Raw genomic sequence first — 6,000 nt, 5'->3', positions numbered from 1 at the left:
TCGGTGCAGGTCGGCCAGCAGGTCGGGCCCGGCGTGCCGCTGATGTCGATCGTGCAGCTCAATCAGCTGTGGATCGAGGCGAATTTCAAGGAAGGGCAGATTCGCCACATGCGCATCGGGCAGCCGGACGCCGTGCCTGGAAACCCATCGGAAGGAGGCACCCGCAATGACGACCCATCTCACCGGAACACGCGACGAATGGCTGGCCGAGCGCCGCGCGCTGCTCGACGCGGAAAAGGCGCTGACCCGGCAAAGCGACGAACTCGCACGGCGGCGCCAGGCACTGCCGTGGGTGCGCGTCGACAAGACCTACCGGTTCGACACCGAAGACGGGCAGGCAACGCTCGACGACCTGTTTCGCGGCCGGTCGCAACTGCTCGTCTATCACTTCATGTTCGGCCCCGATTACAAGGCTGGTTGCCCGTCGTGTTCGTCGATTGCCGACGGTTTCGATGGCTTTGCCGTGCACCTGGCGAACCACGACGTGACGCTCGCGGCCGTGTCGCGCGCGCCGCTCGCGAAGCTGCTCGCTTACCGGCAGCGGATGGGGTGGAGCTTCCCGTGGGCGTCGTCGGTCGGCAGCGATTTCAACTTCGACTTCAATGTGTCGTTCACCGAAACGCAGCAGCGCGCGGGCGACGTCGAGTACAACTACGCGCGGGCCGGCCACGCAATGGACATGGATCCGCCGCCGGCACCTGTCGTGGAGTTCGCGGCGACCTGCGGCACCGATGCGGTCACGTATTCGCTCGACCGGCCGGGGATGAGCGCGTTCGTGCGCGAGGACGGCGCGGTCTATCACACGTATTCGACCTACGCGCGCGGGCTCGACGGGCTGTGGGGGATGTACCAGTGGCTCGATCGCGCGCCGCGCGGGCGCAACGAGACCGGCCCGTGGTGGCGCCGTCATGACGAGTACGCACACGGCTGAGCGCGCCGGCGACGGGTGGAGGCGGGCGATGACACGGCGGGCGGCCGGCGATGCGGGCCCCGATCCGCGGGCCTTCGGGGCGGCGTTGGTGGCCGTGTTCGCCGTCGCCGCGATCGCGACCGTCGCGCAGCACGCGTCGATGGCCGCGATGGGGGGCGCACCGGTGTCCGGCGGCTGGATGTCCTCGGCGGCATGGCAGCGGCCGTGCGGATGGGGCGCCGGCCGCACGTTCGCGGCGTTCGCCGGCATGTGGGGCACGATGACGGTGGCGATGATGCTGCCCGTGCTGGCGCCGGTGCTCTGGCGATACCGGCAGAGCGTGGCTCCGTTGGCCGCGGCGCGTTCGACCTGGCTGGTCGTTGTAGCCGGCGCGGGATATTTCGCGGTATGGATGGCGCTTGGGGCGCTTGTGTTTCCTGCCGGCGCCGCGCTGACCGCCGCCGCTGTCCGACTGCCGGCGCTCGCCCGTGCGATGCCGTTCGCGGCCGGTGCGATCGTGTCCGGTGCGGGGATGTGGCAGCTTTCGGCGTGGAAGGCGCACCGGCTGGCCTGCTGCCGTCACGCGGCGGCGCACGCAGGCCTGTCGCGGGAGGGCACGGACGCCGCCTGGCGGCACGGCGTGCGAGCCGCGATGCGTTGCGGCGCCTGTTGCGGGAACCTGATGGCGGTCGCGCTGGCAGCCGGCGCGATGGATCTGCGCGTGATGGCCGTCGTGACAATCGCGATGGCCGCCGAGCGCCTGGTGCCGGCTGGCGAGCGCGTCGCGCAGATCGTCGGCTGGGGCGCGATCGGGGCAGGCATCGCGATGATCGTGCGCGCGGCCGGGCTCCTGTGAGGCCGCGGCGCGAGCCACTTTGGCCGTCGCCGCGCGGCGCTCGACCGCGGCCGCTACCGCCGTGCAGCGCGGTCGCGACGGGCGCACGTGCGGTGTCGCGGCCCGTTGCGCGAATGGCGCGATGTGGCGGTGAAACGAAAGGCGATCGAAAACGAACCGAACGGCGAACCGAACGATTCGGCCCCCGAACGGAGGAAAGCGGCTAAGCCGTTGTTCGTGTTGTGAAAATTCGCAGCGCTTCGCGTATAATTCGCTTTTGCGCCCATAGGATTTGCCATGCGTCTGATCCAAAAAGCACTCACTTTCGATGACGTGCTCCTCGTTCCCGCCTTCTCCGACGTTCTCCCGCGCGACACCAGCCTCAAGACCAAGCTGACCCGCAACATCTCCCTGAACATGCCGCTCGTGTCCGCCGCCATGGACACGGTCACCGAAGGTCGCCTCGCGATCGCGATGGCACAGCAGGGTGGCGTCGGTATCGTCCACAAGAACCTGACGCCGGCCGAACAGGCCCGCGAGGTCGCGAAGGTCAAGCGTTTCGAATCGGGCGTCGTCCGCGATCCGATCACGGTGCCGCCGCAAATGAAGGTGCGCGACGTGATCGCGCTGTCGCGCCAGCATGGCATCTCGGGCTTCCCGGTCGTCGAAGGCCCGCTGCTCGTCGGCATCGTCACGAACCGCGACCTGCGTTTCGAAACCCGCCTCGATGAGCCGGTCAAGTCGATCATGACGCCGCGCGAGCGCCTCGTCACGGTCAAGGAAGGCACGCCGCTCGCCGAAGCGAAGGCGCTGATGCACAGCCACCGCCTCGAGCGCGTGCTGGTCGTCAACGACGCGTTCGAACTGCGCGGCCTGATGACCGTCAAGGACATCACGAAGCAGACCGAGCACCCGGATGCGTGCAAGGACGAACACGGCAAGCTGCGCGCAGGCGCGGCGGTCGGCGTCGGTCCCGACAACGAAGAGCGCGTCGAGCTGCTGGTGCAGGCCGGCGTCGACGTGATCGTCGTCGATACCGCACACGGCCACAGCAAGGGCGTGCTCGAGCGCGTGCGCTGGGTCAAGCAGAACTTCCCGCACGTCGAAGTGATCGGCGGCAACATCGCGACGGCTGCCGCCGCGAAGGCGCTCGTCGAATACGGCGCGGATGCAGTCAAGGTCGGTATCGGCCCGGGCTCGATCTGCACGACGCGGATCGTCGCCGGTGTCGGCGTGCCGCAGATCAGCGCGATCGCGAATGTCGCGGAAGCGCTGAAGGGCACGGGCGTGCCGTGCATCGCCGACGGCGGCGTGCGCTTCTCGGGCGACGTGTCGAAGGCCCTCGCGGCCGGCGCGAACGCGGTGATGATGGGCAGCATGTTCGCGGGCACCGAAGAGGCGCCGGGCGACGTGTTCCTGTACCAGGGCCGCCAGTACAAGTCGTACCGCGGCATGGGTTCCGTCGGCGCGATGAAGGACGGCGCGGCAGACCGCTACTTCCAGGACAACTCGGCAAACATCGACAAGCTCGTGCCGGAAGGCATCGAAGGCCGTGTCGCGTACAAGGGTTCGGTCAACGCGATCCTGTTCCAGCTGGTCGGCGGCGTGCGTGCCAGCATGGGCTACTGCGGCTGCAAGACGATCGACGAGCTGCACGACAAGGCTGAATTCGTCCAGATCACCGCGGCGGGCATGCGCGAGTCGCACGTGCACGACGTGCAGATCACGAAGGAAGCGCCGAACTACCACGTGGACTGATTGCCGATGAAACCGCTGCTGCGAGCCGTGTTGATCGTCGATGCCGTGTTGCTGCTGGCGTTCGGCGTGCTGTTCGTGCTGACGCCCTGGCAGTCGCTGTTCAACGCGCTGCAGCTGGCGAGCGTCCAGCCGGCGATGCTCGGCCAGGCGTTCGGCATCGCGTTGCTCGGGCTCGCGTGGCTCGCGTTTCATGCAGCGTTCAACGGGGATCTCACCGCGCCCGTCGCGCGGTCGGTCGGCCACGTGTACTGGCTGACCGGCGTGCTGACGATCGTCTGGTCGATCGGCACCGGCAGCGGTCCCGCGCTGGCTGCCGCCGGCCGGGTGCTGTCGGCCGTGGCCGGTGTCGTGCTGATCGTGCTCGGTCTCGGCGGCGTGCGGCTCGCATCGGCCGTGCGCCGGCGCGAGAAAGCGCAGGCGCTCGACGCGCGTGCGCCGGCGCAGCGTCCGGCCGAGCCGGCGATGGCGCCCGCGTCGTCGTCCGCGCCGCAGCGTGTCGAACCCGTCGTCAGCCGTCCTGCGGCATCCGCCGCATCGTCACCGGCTTCATCCGGCTCCAGTCAATCGTCAGGCGGCGTCGCACTCGACGAACGCCCGCCGATGCAGGATTGACCGGCCATGCGTCGCGCGTGCTGCCTTCCGCCCGACGCCGCTGTCCATGCTATTGACGCAGCGCATGATGTAAATGATGCGCTGCTTTTCTTATTCTCTTCATCCCGTCCGCAGCCATGCACGACAAAATCCTGATTCTCGACTTCGGTTCGCAAGTCACCCAACTGATTGCGCGACGCGTGCGCGAAGCGCACGTCTACTGCGAAATCCATCCGAACGATGTGTCCGACGACTTCGTCCGCGAGTTCGCGCCGAAGGCGGTGATCCTGTCGGGCAGCCACGCGAGCACGTACGAAGACCATCAGCTGCGCGCGCCGCAGGCCGTGTGGGATCTCGGCGTGCCGGTGCTCGGCATCTGCTACGGCATGCAGACGATGGCCGTGCAGCTCGGCGGTAAGGTCGAGTGGAGCGACCACCGCGAATTCGGCTACGCGGAAATGCGTGCGCACGGCCATACGCGCCTGCTCGACGGCATCGAGGATTTCAAGACCGACGAAGGCCACGGCATGCTGAAGGTCTGGATGAGCCACGGCGACAAGGTCGCCGAGTTGCCGCCGGGCTTCGCGCTGATGGCGTCGACGCCGAGCTGCCCGATCGCCGGCATGGCCGACGAGGCACGCGGCTACTACGCGGTGCAGTTCCACCCGGAAGTCACGCACACGCTGAAGGGCCGCCAGATCATCGAGCGCTTCGTGCTGCAGATCGCCGGCGCGAAGCCCGACTGGATCATGAAAAACCACATCGAGGAAGCCGTCGCGAAGATCCGCGAGCAGGTCGGTGACGAGGAAGTGATTCTCGGCCTGTCGGGTGGGGTCGATTCGAGCGTGGCGGCCGCGCTGATCCATCGCGCGATCGGCGATCAGCTCACCTGCGTGTTCGTCGACCACGGCCTGCTGCGCCTGAACGAAGGCAAGATGGTGCTCGACATGTTCGAGGGCCGCCTGCACGCGAAGGTCGTGCACGTCGACGCGGCCGATCAGTTCCTCGGCCACCTGGCCGGCGTGACCGATCCGGAAGCGAAGCGCAAGATCATCGGCCGCGAGTTCGTCGAGGTGTTCCAGGCCGAGGCGAAGAAGCTGTCGAAGGCGAAGTGGCTCGCGCAGGGCACGATCTATCCGGACGTGGTCGAATCGGGCGGTACGAAGACCAAGAAGGCGACGACGATCAAGAGCCACCACAACGTCGGCGGCCTGCCGGAAACGCTCGGCCTGAAGCTGCTCGAGCCGCTGCGCGACCTGTTCAAGGACGAAGTGCGCGAGCTGGGCGTCGCGCTCGGCCTGCCGCCGGAGATGGTGTACCGCCATCCGTTCCCGGGCCCGGGCCTCGGCGTGCGGATCCTCGGCGAAGTGAAGCGCGAGTTTGCAGACCTGCTGCGCCGCGCGGACGCGATCTTCATCGAGGAACTGCGCAACACGACCGCGACCGCGCACGATGCGGCTGCCGGGCTGTGCGGCGAAGCCGATGTCGGCAAGAGCTGGTACGACCTGACGAGCCAGGCGTTCGCGGTGTTCCTGCCGGTCAAGTCGGTGGGCGTGATGGGCGATGGCCGCACGTACGACTACGTGACGTCGCTGCGCGCGGTGCAGACGACCGACTTCATGACCGCACACTGGGCGCATCTGCCGTACGCGCTGCTCGGCCGCGCGTCGAACCGGATCATCAACGAAGTGCGCGGGATCAACCGTGTCGTGTACGACATCTCGGGCAAGCCGCCGGCGACGATCGAGTGGGAATAAGCGTTCGTGCTGAATCAGCGTTCGATTCCGCTCTCGTCGTTGCGCATCGGTTGATGGCGCGATAGGGCGTGAGCGGATGGCGGGTTCAGCGTGTTCGCTGTCCCGGCACGGACCGGGACAAGAAACGGCTTGGCGATTGCCAAGCCGTT

The 6,000-nt window shown here is 67.8% G+C and carries 5 protein-coding genes and 1 pseudogene; all 6 read left to right on the top strand.

From position 1 onward, the window contains the following. Positions 1-126 (top strand): annotated as a pseudogene (locus G3N61_RS12160) (HlyD family efflux transporter periplasmic adaptor subunit); the annotation flags it as partial. Positions 127-166: 40 nt separating this feature from the next. Next, positions 167-931 (top strand): DUF899 domain-containing protein, encoded by a 765-nt coding sequence (locus G3N61_RS12155; RefSeq protein ID WP_089450829.1) that lies wholly within the window; start codon positions 167-169, stop codon positions 929-931. Positions 932-959: 28 nt separating this feature from the next. Further along, complete coding sequence (locus G3N61_RS12150; RefSeq protein ID WP_241017704.1) at positions 960-1,766, top strand: DUF2182 domain-containing protein; 807 nt, start codon at positions 960-962, stop codon at positions 1,764-1,766. A gap of 276 nt (positions 1,767-2,042) precedes the next feature. Further along, entirely contained in the window at positions 2,043-3,503 is a 1,461-nt protein-coding gene (gene guaB / locus G3N61_RS12145; RefSeq protein WP_043190890.1) for an IMP dehydrogenase, read from the top strand. Positions 3,504-3,509: 6 nt separating this feature from the next. Further along, positions 3,510-4,115, top strand: a complete 606-nt coding sequence (locus G3N61_RS12140) for a hypothetical protein (RefSeq protein ID WP_205822499.1) — start codon at positions 3,510-3,512, stop codon at positions 4,113-4,115. Between the two features lie 116 nt (positions 4,116-4,231). Beyond that, the gene (gene guaA / locus G3N61_RS12135) at positions 4,232-5,851 is read left to right on the top strand and encodes a glutamine-hydrolyzing GMP synthase (protein WP_043190896.1); all 1,620 of its coding nucleotides are present in this window, start codon (positions 4,232-4,234) and stop codon (positions 5,849-5,851) included. The last annotated feature ends 149 nt before the right edge of the window (positions 5,852-6,000 follow it).

The sequence above is a fragment of the Burkholderia sp. Ac-20349 genome (genome assembly GCF_017104865.1).
In the GTDB taxonomy this organism is placed as follows: Bacteria; Pseudomonadota; Gammaproteobacteria; order Burkholderiales; family Burkholderiaceae; genus Burkholderia; species Burkholderia aenigmatica.
This window is presented reverse-complemented; position numbering and strand designations above follow the sequence as displayed.